General features: G+C 41.5%; 14 protein-coding genes and 1 tRNA gene. 8 read left to right on the top strand and 7 right to left on the bottom strand.

What is annotated here, in order from left to right:
• Positions 1 to 354 precede the first annotated feature (354 nt).
• The 3 genes from MST20_RS06220 to MST20_RS06210 form a co-directional block, all read right to left on the bottom strand.
• Complete coding sequence (locus tag MST20_RS06220; protein WP_106071106.1) at positions 355 to 609, bottom strand: YciI family protein; 255 nt, start codon at positions 607 to 609, stop codon at positions 355 to 357.
• A gap of 374 nt (positions 610 to 983) precedes the next feature.
• Complete coding sequence (locus MST20_RS06215; RefSeq protein WP_106071105.1) at positions 984 to 1265, bottom strand: YozQ family protein; 282 nt, start codon at positions 1263 to 1265, stop codon at positions 984 to 986.
• A 409-nt stretch (positions 1266 to 1674) separates the two neighbouring features.
• Positions 1675 to 1953, bottom strand: coding sequence for a hypothetical protein (locus MST20_RS06210; RefSeq protein WP_243940841.1), 279 nt, complete (start codon positions 1951 to 1953; stop codon positions 1675 to 1677).
• A 344-nt stretch (positions 1954 to 2297) separates the two neighbouring features.
• On the opposite strand from MST20_RS06210, the gene MST20_RS06205 reads away from it, so the two are divergent.
• The 3 genes from MST20_RS06205 (at position 2298) to MST20_RS06195 (ending at position 4426) form a co-directional block, all read left to right on the top strand.
• Positions 2298 to 2690 (top strand): YwqH-like family protein, encoded by a 393-nt coding sequence (locus tag MST20_RS06205; protein ID WP_065643880.1) that lies wholly within the window; start codon positions 2298 to 2300, stop codon positions 2688 to 2690.
• Positions 2691 to 2697: 7 nt separating this feature from the next.
• The gene (locus tag MST20_RS06200) at positions 2698 to 2976 is read left to right on the top strand and encodes a YwqI/YxiC family protein (RefSeq protein ID WP_243940839.1); all 279 of its coding nucleotides are present in this window, start codon (positions 2698 to 2700) and stop codon (positions 2974 to 2976) included.
• A gap of 787 nt (positions 2977 to 3763) precedes the next feature.
• Positions 3764 to 4426 carry a flagellar brake protein gene (locus MST20_RS06195; protein ID WP_243940837.1) on the top strand — a complete coding sequence of 221 codons (663 nt, stop codon included), beginning with the start codon at positions 3764 to 3766 and terminating at the stop codon, positions 4424 to 4426.
• Positions 4427 to 5162: 736 nt separating this feature from the next.
• On the opposite strand, the gene MST20_RS06190 is transcribed toward MST20_RS06195, so the two are convergent.
• A complete protein-coding gene (locus MST20_RS06190; protein WP_243940835.1) occupies positions 5163 to 6308 on the bottom strand; it encodes a serine hydrolase in 1146 nt (381 codons plus the stop codon).
• A gap of 576 nt (positions 6309 to 6884) precedes the next feature.
• Here MST20_RS06190 and fdhF point away from each other — a divergent pair.
• The 3 genes from fdhF (at position 6885) to MST20_RS06175 (ending at position 11739) form a co-directional block, all read left to right on the top strand.
• Positions 6885 to 9842 carry a formate dehydrogenase subunit alpha gene (gene fdhF, locus MST20_RS06185; protein WP_243940833.1) on the top strand — a complete coding sequence of 986 codons (2958 nt, stop codon included), beginning with the start codon at positions 6885 to 6887 and terminating at the stop codon, positions 9840 to 9842.
• Complete coding sequence (locus MST20_RS06180; RefSeq protein WP_243940831.1) at positions 9835 to 10395, top strand: helical membrane plugin domain-containing protein; 561 nt, start codon at positions 9835 to 9837, stop codon at positions 10393 to 10395. The genes fdhF and MST20_RS06180 overlap by 8 nt, the downstream gene beginning before the upstream one ends.
• A gap of 987 nt (positions 10396 to 11382) precedes the next feature.
• Positions 11383 to 11739 carry an MmcQ/YjbR family DNA-binding protein gene (locus MST20_RS06175; RefSeq protein WP_243940829.1) on the top strand — a complete coding sequence of 119 codons (357 nt, stop codon included), beginning with the start codon at positions 11383 to 11385 and terminating at the stop codon, positions 11737 to 11739.
• 244 nt (positions 11740 to 11983) lie between these two features.
• Here the strand turns inward: MST20_RS06175 and MST20_RS06170 are convergent.
• The 3 genes from MST20_RS06170 to MST20_RS21165 form a co-directional block, all read right to left on the bottom strand.
• A tRNA-Arg gene (locus tag MST20_RS06170) sits at positions 11984 to 12057 on the bottom strand.
• A 124-nt stretch (positions 12058 to 12181) separates the two neighbouring features.
• The gene (locus tag MST20_RS06165; protein ID WP_374706248.1) at positions 12182 to 12358 is read right to left on the bottom strand and encodes a YjfB family protein; all 177 of its coding nucleotides are present in this window, start codon (positions 12356 to 12358) and stop codon (positions 12182 to 12184) included.
• Positions 12359 to 12587: 229 nt separating this feature from the next.
• Complete coding sequence (locus MST20_RS21165; protein WP_261378973.1) at positions 12588 to 12722, bottom strand: hypothetical protein; 135 nt, start codon at positions 12720 to 12722, stop codon at positions 12588 to 12590.
• Between the two features lie 101 nt (positions 12723 to 12823).
• On the opposite strand from MST20_RS21165, the gene MST20_RS06160 reads away from it, so the two are divergent.
• Together MST20_RS06160 and recQ are read left to right on the top strand one after the other, a co-directional pair.
• Positions 12824 to 13345 carry a hypothetical protein gene (locus tag MST20_RS06160; protein WP_243940827.1) on the top strand — a complete coding sequence of 174 codons (522 nt, stop codon included), beginning with the start codon at positions 12824 to 12826 and terminating at the stop codon, positions 13343 to 13345.
• A 183-nt stretch (positions 13346 to 13528) separates the two neighbouring features.
• The gene (gene recQ / locus MST20_RS06155; protein WP_243940825.1) at positions 13529 to 15310 is read left to right on the top strand and encodes a DNA helicase RecQ; all 1782 of its coding nucleotides are present in this window, start codon (positions 13529 to 13531) and stop codon (positions 15308 to 15310) included.
• Positions 15311 to 15358: the final 48 nt, after the last annotated feature.

Here is a 15358-nt window from a genome sequence, read left to right as displayed (position 1 = left end):
TTAAAAAGGTTTATAAAAAGACAGTGGAACGGATAGAAGGCATGGATGAGAACGCTCGGTCATAAACAGCAATGGATGTTCACTAATAAGACTTTTAAAGACATTGAATTACTTTTTCAGTTTGATAAATGAATCGGGGACGCAGGGACTGCTGTTTCACTTTTGCCCCTAGATTGTTCGTGGCAAGGAATAGTCTCATGCCCTTACGACGGAATAATGGGATTGTGGGTTCAAAAAAATCTGAGAATTAAAATTGGTCGGCTTTTTATGATTCTCCTTTAATAGCGCTTCCGGATGTAAAAAAAACCCTCCCTTGTTATGGAGAAGGCTTATGAAGAATATATAGAATAATATTTATTTAATCTGCCATTCTTTAATGACAAGTGTGGAAGATCCGCTGTCAATAATCGGATCGGAATTCCCAATCTCTTTTGCTTCCTTGAGAGACTCTGCGCTGATAAGATAAGCGCCCCCAGAAGCATCGCTAAAAGGGCCAAACATTTCCAAGCGGTTCTCGGCTTTCAGCCTGTCCAAAAATTCATAATGAGCTGGTACATATTGATCATTAAATTTCTCGGTTCTGGTCGTTATAAGTAAATATTTTTTCATCGTAGCCTTCCTTTCTGTAAAAAGATGACTTTATCTTAACACAAATAGATAGAAGATTCATATAAGAATCCAATCGACGGATGGCGTTGCAGTTCAGCCACTTTGAGCAGCTGATTTCCTTTTGACCGGCGGGATTGGATTTTACGAAAGAGTGACATGGATATTAATGGAAAAATAAATTGAGAAAGATAAAATATTATATAACAAAGAGTCTGGGGATACAAAACCAGCGCAATCATGTGTTCCCTTTTTGTCTTTTTTATTTTAAGGAAGGGCCAATCACTTTTTTAAAAGGTCAAGGTCATTGAGAATACCAAAGCTAATTTAACGATTAAGGAACTAACTTTACCTTTCAAGTTAGTTCCTTAAAATCGTTAGTCTAAATTTTGATCGATCGTTCCTTCAAAATAGTCATCACTGACCTGTTCATGAGTTTCAGCCAATCCTTTTTCCAACTGCGTGGCTCCTTCATAATCCGAGGGGTCAAAATATTTTCCAGCCACATCCGTGCTGTCATTTATGTTTTCTTTGTTATCAGTTTCAGCGTTCTCTGTCTTAGCATTGCTGTCTAACGATTGCTGAGAATCGTATTCCTTGTCTGCTGAAGAAAATCTTTTGTAATCATCGGGTTTGTCTGCTCCATTTTTTTGCATCACGTTTATCACTCCATATCATTGAATTTTATAATAAGAAAGGGGCATCTGAAGACCATTTCAGTTTGATAATTATTCAATACAATGGTTTCACTCCTTTTGTGAATTGTGCTGAAATATCAACTCTTCTTATTTTGTCTGTTGAGGCGGTATTCATTCGCTTTTTCGGGAAATCAAACTTCAACCCTATATCAAGGGAAAGAGAACAGGCGCAAAAAAATTATAAAGTAAAGCCGGCGTGCAGGAACGACGACGATCCTTTCAATGGCAGACATCAAACAGGATCACTTCCCATTCGATGATTAAGGCTTATGTATTTAAGGACATGTGAACTTGCATTGGGCGCCTCATCCGGGGGATAAAAGCGGAAAAAAAGCGAATTCAACTCTGGAATATATATTTTCATGCCTGTTTATGTTTTTTTGTTTCTATATGATGAAATGGTTGTTTTCAATGATGCATATGAACCAATAGCTGCGTAACCATAGAATCCGCCCATAAATACTCCAGCTATGAGGCTGTGCCGATGGCTTATGCAAACAGATATGATTAAGCCTAGTGCGAGCGCAATTGATGGGACATACTTTTTGGGAACCTTGAGAAAAACTTTAATGACCTGTGTGACGATCATAATAATTGGCACTGCTATAACAGCATCCCAAAAGTTTGTATGAATGATTGGGAAATCCAAATAAACACCACCTTTTTCATCAGTATTTCTTGATTTGCTGAAAAATATTTAACCCGAGCAGCAGAAAAGCTCACCGATCGAATAAATGAAGCAGTATACCAGCTTCATGATTTTGTTGTTTAGCTTAGAAATAAGTTTTGAATGATCTTTTTGCAGTCGTTACATTAGCGGCATTTTTTATGCGCTTGAAACTCTCGGTTAAAGAATAGGTTTATTGGCCTGATCTTAAAGATGCATTTTGTTGGATTGAAAGGATTTATTCACCAATTCCTTTCCGTATAGTGGTAAACTCTTAGTTGGTTATTACTTTTGTCATACATTTTTCGGGAAACGAGGTGTTGCATATGATCGGTTCAATACTTGGAGAAACGCTGGCTTTAGATATCATGAAAGTTGATTTATCGATGAAGAAAGAATTTTTGGCAGAGCTGAAAGCTTGCCGCAAAGAGCTAGAAAAAGACAAAACGGAGTTTTCTGATTCCAAAAAGACGATCACCGAACCACAGTTGTCGTCTCATACATGGCAAGGCAGTCTTGCTGACTCCTTTGACCGTATTCGCGGCCTGATGAAGACTGCCTACAATGACATCAGCGGAAAACAGCTTTCTGATGTTTTAAGCAAAATCGATGAACGAATCAAATCTTTACAAGAGGATATTCACTCGCTCAGCCAGGAGGTTCGTTCTTTAGAGAAAAAGATTGAAAACGCGAAGCGAGAAGCGCGAAACAAGGAGTAAATGAAAAATGGGTCAAGAAATAAAAGTGAATACCGGGGAAGTCAAACAAGCGCTTTCTAAATTAAAGCATTCCAGCCATTCAATGAAAGCGGCGGTTCCGACAGATATCAAGGGTCAGAATCAGCTTGTTGCGACGAAGAAGATAGAGGAATTGAATCAGACGATTAATAAGATCGCTTCTTCCTATGCCTCCGCCTTCTCAAAACAAGCCGTTCAAACGGAATCAGCAGTCGAAGCAATGACGGACACCGACAAACAGCTGGCTTCATCGATGAAAACAAAATAGGAGAATGCCATGAAGACTCTGGATGTTCAGGCGTTGCACAAAGCCATTGATCAAACGTTGGAACAATTAAAACAACAACAAAAAACATGTAATATATCGGCTGGAAGTTGATGTAATTGAGGCAGAAGAGAGATTAGAAAAAAATTTCCTAATGAACTAAGAGAGTTTTATTTAAGAGTAGGGTATGGTTTTATTTGTAATCTTGATAAAACCTATAGAGATAGAGTAATGGACCCTCATAGTTACTCATGAGGATGATTTTATAGATCCAAGCATTAGAGAACTGTACCCAGAGAACATGTTAGTGTTTTTGAAGTTGGTGAGGTTACATATCTTACTCTAGATTTAGAACAGGGAGAAGAGAACGGTGTTTGTCCAGTATACTATTTTGACAAGAAAATTGCGCATCACTCGAAGAGTTTTTGAAGAAAATGGATGAAGAACCAGACTATTATATTCATGCCTAAATTGACTCGAGAATTGATTAACCTTGAAGAATTACCTTGATTGGCTATTGCCTTTCAAGGTTTTTATATTTAATCTAAAAAAAGTGGCATAGAATGAGAGACACACCTTTCCATAATCGAATGATGATGAAGATCGTCAGGGTTACTGAGACGTGGCTGGAGTCTATGCAGTATTGCGAGTGATTGTCAACACAAGGCGGTAAGATCCCGTTGATATGATAAGTCTTTCAATTTCTTCAACGCCTACTTCTTTTCTTTTTTTAAATTATGTGTCATAGTACCGATATAATGATTAAGTAGAATTGAAAGAGTGATGCCCATTGTTATCTTTAGGAAATACCATAACAATAGAATTTGAAAACGAAATTCAAGAGTATGTCCTTGCGAAAAGCAAAGTGTTATCTATTGAAGGCAATGTTTTAAGAGTGCATTATCCTGTGGATGAAGAAACGGGGAGAACCGTTATTATTCCAACAAATACAATGGCCACGGTTCACTTTATAAGTGAGCAACAAGCCCCATATAAATTCACTAGTGTAATACAAGGCCGAGAAATCTATCAGGATATACCTGTATTAAATATATATTTACCTGAAGAAGATCAAATGACAAAAGTTCAAAGACGACAATTTTTTAGAGTCAATACAACGATTCCTGTCACTGTTCGCCCATATGGATCCGGCTCAATGTTTAAAACATATACAGCAAATATCAGTGCTGGAGGCGCTGCGTTAATCATTGATGAGACGCAAAAACACGAACCGGAAGATGATTTGAATCTAAGTATCCATCTGCCAAATGGACATGATGAAGATGTGATTGCCGTCCATGCTCAAGTCAAACGCACTTACATTGATCCCAGAACAAACAAACAGTTCATGACAGTTGAATTTATCAAGATGAATGAACATGACGAACAAACACTTGTACATTATTGTATAAAATTGCAATTGACAGAAAGAAGGAAATTGAAAACTGATTAAAAGGAAGTTTAGGAAGACAGTGATCTGCCTAAAATTTCTTAATTAATTCAGAGGAGATGTTTCGTCCCCCCGCCATATACATTTATGGAAACCCCTGTTGGCGAGTTGCGTCCAACTCTGCCAACAGAAGTCATAAACTGCACTGAAGTGTAGTGATCCTTCGCATGTAACAGATATTCTGCATGAAAACGGCAGATCGACAAGCAACATCGTCGGTGAAGCAGTCGAATCCTAGGTTGCGCCGGCCGTTTTCAAGGTCGAAAAAGAAGCATGAGTTCTTGTCGCATAAGCCTGGGGTGAGCTATCAAAAAAGGTGACATAACCGGGATTCACTGGCCACGACCGCTGAAACAACGAAAAAAAAGAGAAGCCTTTTTTCTTCTGCCAATGAAGAAAAAGGGCTTTTTAATTTGCTGAAAAACTTCTTTTTTAGGCAAAGCACCAAACACCAGTAGAAAAAGGCGGTCGTAAGATTTCTGTGTCTAACTTAAATCAAATTAAAACAGCTTATGCAGCTCTCGTCTGGCAGAAGTCAATGAGAGGAATACGAATTGAAAAGATTGAGAAATTGCTTAATGACAAATTGAATCCGATCGAGACTTATTGAAAAAGAAACAGAATCGACGCCAGACGAGTCACAGGAGATATGATTCTTGATTTCGAGAAACCAAGAATTGAAATTATATTTTGGCCAAATCGGCAAAGACCGCGAGCGCGGTATTCCGATGGGGGATAGTCATGAAAGTGAACCAGGCAAATCTAAATTAGGTAATTCTTTTTTGATATGGGCGCGGAAATTAGAGTCTTTTAAAAATTTCAGCAGGAACCCATTCATATTTCGAGAAAGTTTTGCTTTCTCGAATGAAGTTAAATCATTTGCAAAAAATGCAATATCTGTCTGGTTTCCATCTTTATCTGTCGCATACATTGCAATTGTAAGAATAAACGCAGTAGATCCTCCCTTTTGTCCCGCATGAACAAGCCATTCACAATTGTTTGGATTTCTCATTATTTGTTCCATTACCGGATCAAGATATTGATATACATTTGCACTAAAATATACTTTGCTGTTTAGCTTTTTCATAATAGATACATAATCTCTAGTCGTTGATCGGGGCAAACGGTCGGACCAAATTTTTTGAAAATCCTTGTCCAAAGTTTTTCTTAATTGTTTTTTTTCTTGATCAGTTAGTGGTTGGCTCAGCCATCTATTATGAATTTCAACCGCTTTATTACGGTATTCATGCATATCCATGTTTTTCATTACTTCTAGGATTTCTTTTTTCGATAAGTTCTTTTCATTCATCAGTTGGGCAGGTATATAGAGTGCACTTACAATGGGATATATAGGCTCATGCTTTAACATATCTAAGCTCTTTGGAACATGATTGATGTTTTGAAGCCCCAGCACCTCAATTAAGTATTCAGTATTTGCATTAGAACTGTAAGCAATCATCCCGTTAACTACCTCACATAATGGAACACGATCTATCTCTTTGTTTTTTTTCAATTGAGTAATCCAAGTCTCATGCGCACCGCCGTCTGTTTTTGGAATATAGAAATTCTCTAATTCCTTTAATCTTACTTCTTTTTGCGGATCGATTTTCCCTGCTGCCGCTTGTTGTGCATATTCAATGGCTAAGATGATTTTTACAGTACTTGCCAGAGGGAGTTGCTCGTTTACGTTAACATCAACCCAATTCTCATCATTGTGCTTTATGGATAATGAGACATTTCCGCTTCCTGATTTTGCTTTAACAAACTGTACAATATACTCTGGATTTAACTTTTTTATTTCCCTCCGAAACATAAGAATACCGATTGCTATTACTAAACCAAGAGAAAATATTATACCTGCAATAATCCATAGTGCAATCTTCAATTTAACACTCCCTATAATGTTCAAATTACTATAGATACGAATTAAATAATGTAAGGTTTCAATTTCTTCACACCAGCTCTTATGATACGCAGTCCAGAAACCTCTTCTCAGGATTTCCGGGCATGATTACTTTGATACTTGAGCCGGAATCATAAGACCAGCGCTTTTAAGCAAGAGCAAACGTCATTTCTGCCTTTTTGATAATTTCCTTTTAAAATAAATCGTCCCAAACGGGGTTTAGTCATAAGAGCTCACCTAGGGCGTTATGATAAAAGAGCCGCAGACTCCCGGATAATCGATATGAAATTGGGGCACCAAAAACAGGAAGATTTGCTTGCGAGCTGGCAGTGGTAATGAAAAAGTGCTTGGATGCCGGCAGCACATTTGTAGAAAAAATCAGAAACAGCGCGGCGGCTGATTGGTTTGTGTTTTCAGAGAGCGAGGTTGTTTGAGACGGCGTTTGCCGGCGTTGATGCAATAAAACATATGAGTGCGCTTTGTATGTTTGATTGATCCCTTGCAAGGGAAGAGAAATGGGTAATTCGGTATATACACAAGCAAGAAAGGGGAATGGAGATGGCTGAACAGAAAAAAATCACAATAAACGGCGTTGAAATGGAAGCGTCCGAGGAACAGACGGTGCTGCAGCTTTTGAATAACAGTTCAATTGAAGTGCCGCAAGTTTGCTATCATCCCAGCTTAGGGCCGATTGAAACATGCGATACGTGCATCGTCAGCATCAATGGCGAGCTGAAGAGGTCGTGCTCCGCTGAATTAAAGGATGGCGACGTCATTGATACGCTTTCGTCTGATGTGAAAAAAGCGCAGGTCATCGGGATGGATAAGATTTTATATAATCATGAGCTTTATTGTACAGTTTGCGATTACAACAACGGGGGATGTGAAATACATAATACGGTGAAAGAAATGAAAGTCAATCACCAAAGCATCCCGTTTGATCAGAAGCCTTACCATAAGGATGAATCAAATCCGTTTTACCGGTACGATCCGGATCAATGTATTTTGTGCGGACGCTGTGTCGAAGCGTGTCAGGATGTTCAGGTAACTGAAACACTGACCATTGACTGGGAGCGGAAACGCCCGCGCGTCATTTGGGATAATGATGTGCCAATCAATGAGTCATCTTGTGTATCATGCGGCCACTGTTCTACCGTCTGTCCATGTAATGCGATGATGGAAAAAGGAATGGAGGGGGAAGCCGGATATTTAACAGGAATCGATGACGAAACGCTGCGTCCGATGATCGAGATTACAAAAGGCGTAGAAACAGGTTACGGCTCGATTCTCGCCATTTCCGATATGGAATCTGCCATGCGTGATGAACGAATCAAGAAAACGAAAACCGTCTGCACATACTGCGGAGTCGGCTGCAGCTTTGATGTCTGGACAAAGGGCAGAGACATTCTGAAAGTCGAGCCGCAGGAGGAAGCACCGGCCAACGGCATTTCTACTTGTGTAAAAGGAAAGTTCGGCTGGGATTTCGTAAACAGTGAGGAACGCCTGACAAAGCCGCTGATCCGCGAAGGCGACCGTTTCCGTGAAGCGGAGTGGGAGGAAGCGTTATCGCTGATTGCCAGCAAGTTCACGGATGTAAAAGAAGAGTTTGGCCCCGATTCACTTGCCTTTATTACCTCTTCTAAATGTACAAACGAAGAATCCTACCTCATGCAAAAGCTGGCGAGAGGGATCATCGGCACAAATAATGTTGACAACTGCTCGCGCTATTGCCAATCTCCTGCGACTGCCGGCCTGTTCCGGACAGTCGGCTATGGCGGTGACTCAGGGTCGATTACAGATATCGCGGAAGCGGACCTTGTGTTGATTATCGGTTCGAACACGTCTGAGTCGCATCCGGTTTTGTCCACTCGCATTAAACGGGCTCATAAGCTGAGAGGGCAGAAAGTGATCGTAGCGGATATCAGAAAACACGAAATGGCAGAACGCTCTGATTTATTTGTCCAGCCGCGTGCCGGATCAGATATCGTCTGGCTGAATGCGATCGCTAAATATTTAATTGAAAACGGCAAAGCCGATGAACGCTTTTTGCAGGAAAGAGTGAACGGACGGGATGAATATGTGAAAAGCCTAACGCCGTACACACTTGAATATGCCGAGGAGAAAACCGGAATTGATCAAGAAACCCTCATCCAAATGGCAGAGATGATTGGTCAGGCTGACAGTGTGTGCGCATTGTGGGCGATGGGCGTGACACAGCATATTGGCGGAAGTGACACGAGCACAGCAATTTCTAATCTGCTGCTTGTGACAGGAAACTACGGAAAACCGGGAACAGGCTCTTACCCATTGCGCGGCCATAACAACGTGCAAGGAGCAAGTGACTTCGGAAGCATGCCTGACAGAATGCCGGGGTATGAAAAAGTGACGGACGAACAAGTCCGCCAAAAATACGAGCGGGCGTGGGGTGTGCCGCTGCCGAAGGAGCCGGGCATGACCAACCACGAAATGATCGAAAAAATCCATTCCGGCCAGCTGAAAGCGATGTATATAAAAGGTGAAGAAATGGGTCTTGTCGATTCCAACATCAATCATGTACACGCCGCATATGAAAAGCTTGATTTCTTTGTGGTGCAGGACATTTTCTTTTCACGTACAGCCGAGTTTGCTGATGTGGTGCTTCCTGCGAGTCCGAGCCTTGAAAAAGAGGGAACCTTTACAAACACAGAACGCCGGGTTCAGCGGCTATATCAGGTGTTTGAACCGCTTGGCGAATCAAAGCCTGACTGGCAGATTATTATGGAGGTTGCCAATAAGCTCGGTGCTGACTGGCACTATGAGCACCCTGGAGACATTATGGAGGAAGCAGCCATGCTGTCGCCGATTTATGCCGGCGTCACCTATGAGCGCCTTGAAGGCTACAACTCCCTACAATGGCCTGTAAGCGCTGATGGAAAGGATTCGCCTTTACTTTTTACTGAGCGTTTCCCTTTCCCGGACGGCAAAGCCAAACTCTTCCCTGTTCAGTGGACAGAACCTGAAGAGTTCGGTGAGGAATATGATATCCACGTCAACAACGGTCGGCTCTTGGAGCATTTCCACGAAGGGAACCTGACCTACAAATCAAACGGCATTTCGAAGAAAACACCGGAAGTGTTCTTAGAAATTTCTCCTGAACTCGCGGCAGAAAGAGGAATTCAGGACGGAACCCTTGTCAGACTCACATCGCCTTTCGGAAATGTCAAAGTGAAGTGCTTGATCACTGATCGTGTCAAAGGGAAGGAAGTATATCTGCCAATGAACGATTCAGGGGAAGCCGCGATCAACCTGTTAACAGGCAGCCATGCCGATAAGGATACCGATACGCCTGCATACAAAGAAACATCGGCCAAATTGGAAATTTTGAAGCGGGACGGAAGCAATCCGCTGCCTAAGATCAATCACCGCAACGGCAATCCGCAGCCGCAAATCGGTGTTCAGGTACAAAAAAAATGGGCGCGGAAGGATTATATTTTCCCTGGCGACGCAGTGAAAAGGGGGATTGGGCATAATGGCTAAAGCGATTAAACGAATTCAGAAAATCGAGATAACCGAAGAGGAACAGAGAAAGCGTGATATGAAAGAAATAGAAGATGCATTAGTCGAAAATAAGGAAGCCATTCTTGAAACGCTGCATATGATAGGCCACATGAACGAGCGCGGTGTTTTGCCAATGCTCCGCGGCTTTTTTGGCCAAGGAGATAAAGTTCTTGACATCTTAGTGAAAAAGGTAGATACAGAGGAAACGGCCAATACACTGAAAAATCTGCTTCTTCTGTTCGGAACGCTTGGCATGCTGGATGTAAAACAGCTGGAACCTCTCATTTTGAAAGTGAATGCGGGGGTGGCAAACGCGGTGGAACAGAAGGACAGCGAAGAGAAAACAGGTTATTTTGATATCATCCGCTCGCTCAAAGACCCGGAAATCAACAAAGCAGTTACACTGCTTTTCTCCTTTTTAAAAGGAATGGGACAAGATGCAAAGGAGCTGGAACGCACGACTCAGCCTCCGGAGCACCAAAAACATCATCAGGAACCCCGAGAGAAAAAGGGGATGAATAAGAGGGATTGACCACCCGCCCGAGCCGGCTGTTGCCAGCTCGGGTTTTTGCGAAAAGATCTTATGGACCGGTTAAAATGATCAAATACTAGAAAGAAGTAAGTTTGCAGACTTAGCTATTTAGACAACACCGGAAACATTCCAGGTAGGTCCATTCGGACTTGGCGCAGCAGATGGCTTTAGAATCGGTCACCGGCTGTGATATGTTCGCTAATAAGGGAAAGAAGCTGAAATTTCGCTTCCTACCGTGTTAAGAAAAAGGGATATGGATATTTCTGTTCGAAGTGTTTGAACTTCAGGTGAAGTCATTTGAACACATGCATTAAAGACCAAATAGTCAGAATAAGCGGACCTCCATGGGCATTTAAAAACTCTTGTATTTGAAAACCCCCTTCTATTAGTTTGGATAAAAAGGATTCCTTACCAGAAGGGGGGGTTATTTCACTCTAAAAGAGTTCAGTTTTCCAAGACTTTTTAGGAGCGAAGAACCACAAATTCCAAAAGTCATCCTTTGATTTAACCGCATATCTATAGATTGTTGTTGACTTTGAAGCGGATGGAGCACTTAAATAAAATTCATGGTTCGGAGCCTTGTCATGTTTGCCCGAAATGGATGCCATACTCTTCGTTAGCATTACATTATAACTGTAGTCAATCTTTGGATAATAGCTTCCGAATGGTATTCCAACTGCATGTGTTACAGTCCAATAGAGGTAATCGCTTTTTTTGCTAGTGATATGCAGCTTTGGATATGGTTTGTCAAAAAGGGGTTTCTTATGGTAAAAGAAGTATATACGGCAAAAGGTCAGACTGTTTAATATAAAAGAAAAATGAAGTTAAATTCCAATGGAAATAACAACAGATCAAAATAAAAGCCTTAATATTGACAGTTAGTAAAACATGTCTACTTCACATCGTGACTTCAAAAAATTCATCATTGTCCCATCTGGATCGGCAATTGCCGAAAATCTATTTAAGTTGTTGGAGGAATTGTTCAGTATGTTAACAAGAGAAGATATCTTTAAGCACGTCAAAGAAAAATTCGGTACATCGCCAGATTACCCATTTCAAAAATTTCCAAACTATGCTGCTTTAAGACATGAATCTAACGAAAAATGGTATGGTCTTGTAATGAATGTTCTCCCAGATAAGTTAGGTTTAGATGGAAATGATGCAATAGATATTCTGAATTTAAAATGCCCTCCCGAAATAAGTGGTAGTTTAAGAAATGGAAAGAGTATTTTACCTGGATATCATATGGATAAGGAAAATTGGATATCACTTGTTTTAGAACGTATAGATTCAGAAGAAGAAGTTTATAACTTAATTGAGCAAAGCTTTATTTTAACCAAGTAAATCATGAAATTATCGTTTCGTAAAAGGAACCAGAAAATGTTCAAATTTTTTTATAAAACCGAAATTTAAATTCGTTGGATAAGAATCCGTTTTGATCAATCTTTATTTCAAAATGGGTTCTTTCTATAATATGTGGGCTCTAATGATGTTTTTGATCAACTTTATTTTAAAGCAACAACAACAAGGCCATTAACAAAAGAGGCAAACCCTTATGTACTAAGGGTTTGCCTCTTCTCATTTAAAACGTCCCAGGAGAGATTCGAACTCCCGACACACAGCTTAGGAGGCTGTTGCTCTATCCACCTGAGCTACTGGGACACAGAACAATATTATAGTGCAAAAACCAGAAAAAATAAAGAGGTTGCAGCGGTTTTTTTTAAAATTTCTTCGGGAAAACATACATCCGGCAGACTTCGCAGCCTGCTGAATGTATGTTTTGGCCTTAACCTTTCAGGTCAATATGATGTCCTGAAACCGGATGTGGGGCCTGCACCATGTCTACGAGCTGCTGTGCGCTTTGTTCAGCGGTGTCCAAAGCCGTCTTTGTCAGCGACATTTGCACGTTTTGATGAAGAGCGGCCTGACTCATGGCCATTGATAAAACAGCAATATCCAACATAACCACCTCCTTAACATGTGTATCGGTTAGAGAGGAGAGGACTTTACTCATATTTACTAATCTGAATATTCAATTTAATATGGTTGTAGACCGATCCCAGCGGCATCTTAAACAGCATAAAAAAGAAGCCGTTTCTCAATACGGCCACTGATCGGTTCCTTGTTTATCTATGAATAAGGAGAGGGGCTGTTTTGTATCTTCCGCGATTCTTCAATTCCAGAGCATTTGTCTAATGTTTGTTGTTGATTTCATTCTCAAAGAGGCTGATGATTCTATCATTCTGCTTGACAATCGTGCGCAACATGGCGACAATGTTTCCTGCAAATCCGATCAATATGATCATCAGTATGATGATGATCCACATGGTAAACCACACCCCTTTATGCACAAAATTTTCCTTTCGATTCCACATTACCACCGGATCTTTCACAAAACAACTTTCCTTTTGAAACGGAGGCTGATTTTATGGATTGGCTTGAATTTGTTTCGGCGACGGTTCAATCATTGGCATGGCCAGCTACTTTGATGATGTGCGTTTTGCTGTTAAAGGAGCCTTTGTCTGAACGGATGAAGGAATTGATCAAACTGAAATACAAGGACTTTGAGTTGGAGTTTGACAAAAGGCTTCAGGAGCTCGTCTCCGTACGGGAAAAAAGGTTGTCGGGACTGACTTCTGTACGGTCGGTGCCGGCAGGGGAAAACATGATCGAAAGCGCTTGGTCTGATGTTCACAACGTTCTGCGGGAAACAGCCTCTACATTTGATCAAAATGCGCTCCGCCTTGAAAGCGATGAATTGATTCAAATGCTGCATGACCGCGGAATTATACAAGACGACGCAGCATCTGTGCTGTCAAAGCTTTCCGCTCTGCGCCGGGATGCATCGGACAGAGCGAGCATTACCGGAGCCTTGGCATACAAAACACTTTGCTTGGAGGAAGCGAAGCGTTTGCGATTATTAGCTGAACAACAGACTGCGATTAAATGAAAGGCGAAACTATTCATTTAATACTCTGACGCTTTACATCAGCGCCGGAGTTTCTTGTATTTGAGCTAAAAATGAATTTTCTTTATCGAATTGACGATTTTACGGAGAGAGGCTGCTTGCCGGTTTAAATATGATATCATGGTGGACAGGAAGAAGTTTATGATAAGAGAGGGTTTCATTTATATGCTAGAGAAAGCTGAAGCTATATTGCAGCACTATTATGGCTATCCTTCACTGCGTCCGGGCCAGAAGAAAGCCATTCAATCGGTCGTTTCTGAAAAACGAGATACAGCATGCATTATGCCGACGGGCGGAGGCAAATCAATCTGCTACCAAATTCCCGCGCTCCTTATGGAAGGGACAACCATTGTGATCTCTCCTTTAATTTCCTTGATGAAGGACCAGGTGGATGCTTTAAATCAGCTTGGAATTCAAGCTGCGTATGTGAACAGTTCTTTAGGCCATGGCGAAATCGCTGAGCGGCTTTCCGTTTTAAAGGAAGGCGGCTACAAGCTGTTTTATGTCACACCTGAGCGGCTGACATCTCCCGATTTTATTCGCGTGATTTCCAACATTCATATCCCGCTTGCAGCGATTGATGAAGCTCATTGCATTTCACAGTGGGGCCACGATTTCAGGCCGAGCTACAGACATATTGAAAGCTTTTTAAATAGCCTCGGCACCCGTCCGGTCGTATTGGCATTGACGGCTACCGCAACGCCCGAGGTTCATGAGGATATTTGCACACAGCTCGGGATCGAAAAAGAGAGCACGGTTTTCACCGGTTTTTCACGGGATAATTTGACGTTTAAAATTTTAAAAGGCGAAAACAAGGATCGTTTTATCGAATCATATGTGGAGAAAAACCGCTCAGAGGCGGGAATTATTTATACAGCGACAAGAAAGGAAGCCGAAAGAATATCAAGCCGCCTGTCTCAAAAAGGAATTGCGGCCGGGTGCTATCACGGCGGGATGAATGATGAAGAAAGGGATCGGCAGCAGGATCTCTTTTTAAATGACGAGATCAGTGTGATGACAGCAACCTCAGCATTCGGAATGGGCATCGATAAATCCAATATCCGCTATGTGATTCATGCTCAAATTCCAAAGAACATGGAGAGCTATTATCAAGAAGCAGGACGAGCCGGACGCGACGGTCTTGACAGCGAGTGTATTCTGCTATTTTCTCCTCAGGACATCCGGCTTCAGCGGTTTTTAATCGAACAGTCGACAGAAGATGAAGACATTCGGGCGCAAGACGTGAAAAAGCTCAGGCAAATGGTTGACTTTTGCCATACTGAAGGCTGTCTTGAACGGTTTATTCTTTCTTATTTTGGAGAAGTTTCGACTGAAGACTGCGGCAGGTGCAGCAGCTGTCTCGACACCCGAAGCATCACCGATGTGACGAAGGAAGCACAGATGGTACTGTCCTGCATCATCCGCATGGGAGAAAGGTTCGGAAAAACCATGGTGGCGCAAGTTCTGGCAGGTTCCAAAAATAAGAAAGTGACCGAAAACGGCTTCCAGCAATTATCGACTTACGGAATTTTAAAGAACCGGTCTATTGCCGACATCAGCGATTTTATAGAGTTTTTAATCGCAGATGAGTACATCCAGATGTCCGACGGAACATATCCCGTTCTCTTTGTCGCCAACAAGGGGCGAAACGTTTTGCTCGGCCGGGAAGCGGTGATGCGCAAAGAAAAAATGCAGACAAGTCAAATTGTTAAAGATGACGAATTGTTTGAACGGTTAAGAACGCTGCGCAGAAAGCTTGCCCAGGAACAAGGCGTGCCTCCTTTTGTCATATTCTCTGACGAAACGCTGCGGGAAATGAGCGGGAAAATTCCCCTGACAGACGAAGAACTTTTGTCAGTCAAAGGAGTGGGAGAACAAAAAAGAGTAAAATACGGCGCTGTATTTCTACAGGAGCTTCAAGCCTATAAAACTGAGAAAGAAGCATAAAAAACCCAAAAACATCATATGTAAAAAGTTTTTTAGTAAATCTCCTAT

Origin of the sequence: Bacillus sp. B19-2 (assembly GCF_022832475.1) — a bacterium.
In the GTDB taxonomy this organism is placed as follows: Bacteria; Bacillota; Bacilli; order Bacillales; family Bacillaceae; genus Bacillus; species Bacillus paralicheniformis.
This window is presented reverse-complemented; position numbering and strand designations above follow the sequence as displayed.